The 2,264-nt window shown below is 53.2% G+C and carries 1 rRNA gene; it reads left to right on the forward strand.

Features of this window, described 5'->3' with window-relative positions:
• Positions 1-2,256, forward strand: a 23S ribosomal RNA gene (locus KAJ71_RS23110); the annotation flags it as partial.
• Between the last annotated feature and the right edge of the window lie 8 nt (positions 2,257-2,264).

Consider the following 2,264-nt stretch of genomic DNA (forward strand, 5'->3'; position numbering starts at 1 on the left):
TAGTTGCAAGGTATAGACCCGAAACCCGGTGATCTAGCCATGGGCAGGTTGAAGGTTGGGTAACACTAACTGGAGGACCGAACCGACTAATGTTGAAAAATTAGCGGATGACTTGTGGCTGGGGGTGAAAGGCCAATCAAACCGGGAGATAGCTGGTTCTCCCCGAAAGCTATTTAGGTAGCGCCTCGTGAACTCATCTTCGGGGGTAGAGCACTGTTTCGGCTAGGGGGCCATCCCGGCTTACCAAACCGATGCAAACTCCGAATACCGAAGAATGTTATCACGGGAGACACACGGCGGGTGCTAACGTCCGTCGTGAAGAGGGAAACAACCCAGACCGCCAGCTAAGGTCCCAAAGTCATGGTTAAGTGGGAAACGATGTGGGAAGGCATAGACAGCCAGGATGTTGGCTTAGAAGCAGCCATCATTTAAAGAAAGCGTAATAGCTCACTGGTCGAGTCGGCCTGCGCGGAAGATGTAACGGGGCTAAACCATGCACCGAAGCTGCGGCAGCGACGCTTAGGCGTTGTTGGGTAGGGGAGCGTTCTGTAAGCCGTTGAAGGTGAACTGTGAGGTTTGCTGGAGGTATCAGAAGTGCGAATGCTGACATAAGTAACGATAAAGCGGGTGAAAAACCCGCTCGCCGGAAGACCAAGGGTTCCTGTCCAACGTTAATCGGGGCAGGGTGAGTCGACCCCTAAGGCGAGGCCGAAAGGCGTAGTCGATGGGAAACAGGTTAATATTCCTGTACTCGGTGTTACTGCGAAGGGGGGACGGAGAAGGCTAGGCTAGCCGGGCGACGGTTGTCCCGGTTTAAGCGTGTAGGGGGAGTGACCTGGTAAATCCGGTTACTTACTAACCCTGAGGCGTGATGACGATGCACTACGGTGCAGAAGTAGTTGATGCCCAGCTTCCAGGAAAAGCCTCTAAGCATCAGGTAACATCAAATCGTACCCCAAACCGACACAGGTGGTCAGGTAGAGAATACCCAGGCGCTTGAGAGAACTCGGGTGAAGGAACTAGGCAAAATGGTGCCGTAACTTCGGGAGAAGGCACGCTGGCGCGTAGGTGAAGAGACTTGCTCTCGGAGCTGAAGCCAGTCGCAGATACCAGCTGGCTGCAACTGTTTAATAAAAACACAGCACTGTGCAAACACGAAAGTGGACGTATACGGTGTGACGCCTGCCCGGTGCTGGAAGGTTAATTGATGGGGTCAGCCGCAAGGCGAAGCTCTTGATCGAAGCCCCAGTAAACGGCGGCCGTAACTATAACGGTCCTAAGGTAGCGAAATTCCTTGTCGGGTAAGTTCCGACCTGCACGAATGGCGTAATGATGGCCAGGCTGTCTCCACCCGAGACTCAGTGAAATTGAACTCGCTGTGAAGATGCAGTGTACCCGCGGCAAGACGGAAAGACCCCGTGAACCTTTACTATAGCTTGACACTGAACATTGAGCCTTGATGTGTAGGATAGGTGGGAGGCTTTGAAGTGTGGACGCCAGTCTGCATGGAGCCAACCTTGAAATACCACCCTTTAATGTTTGATGTTCTAACTCGGCCCCGTAATCCGGGGTGAGGACAGTGTCTGGTGGGTAGTTTGACTGGGGCGGTCTCCTCCCAAAGAGTAACGGAGGAGCACGAAGGTTAGCTAATCACGGTCGGACATCGTGAGGTTAGTGCAAAGGCATAAGCTAGCTTGACTGCGAGAGTGACGGCTCGAGCAGGTACGAAAGTAGGTCTTAGTGATCCGGTGGTTCTGAATGGAAGGGCCATCGCTCAACGGATAAAAGGTACTCCGGGGATAACAGGCTGATACCGCCCAAGAGTTCATATCGACGGCGGTGTTTGGCACCTCGATGTCGGCTCATCACATCCTGGGGCTGAAGTAGGTCCCAAGGGTATGGCTGTTCGCCATTTAAAGTGGTACGCGAGCTGGGTTTAGAACGTCGTGAGACAGTTCGGTCCCTATCTGCCGTGGGCGTTGGAAGATTGAGAGGGGTTGCTCCTAGTACGAGAGGACCGGAGTGAACGCACCACTGGTGTTCGGGTTGTCATGCCAATGGCACTGCCCGGTAGCTAAGTGCGGAAAAGATAAGCGCTGAAAGCATCTAAGCGCGAAACTTGCCTCGAGATGAGTCTTCCCTGGGCCTTTAAGGCCCCTGAAGGAACGTTTAAGACTAAGACGTTGATAGGCTGGGTGTGTAAGTGCAGCGATGCATTGAGCTAACCAGTACTAATGATCCGTGAGGCTTAACCTTACAACACC

Source organism: Serratia silvae, assembly GCF_023282985.1.
Lineage (GTDB): Bacteria > Pseudomonadota > Gammaproteobacteria > Enterobacterales > Enterobacteriaceae > Chania > Chania silvae.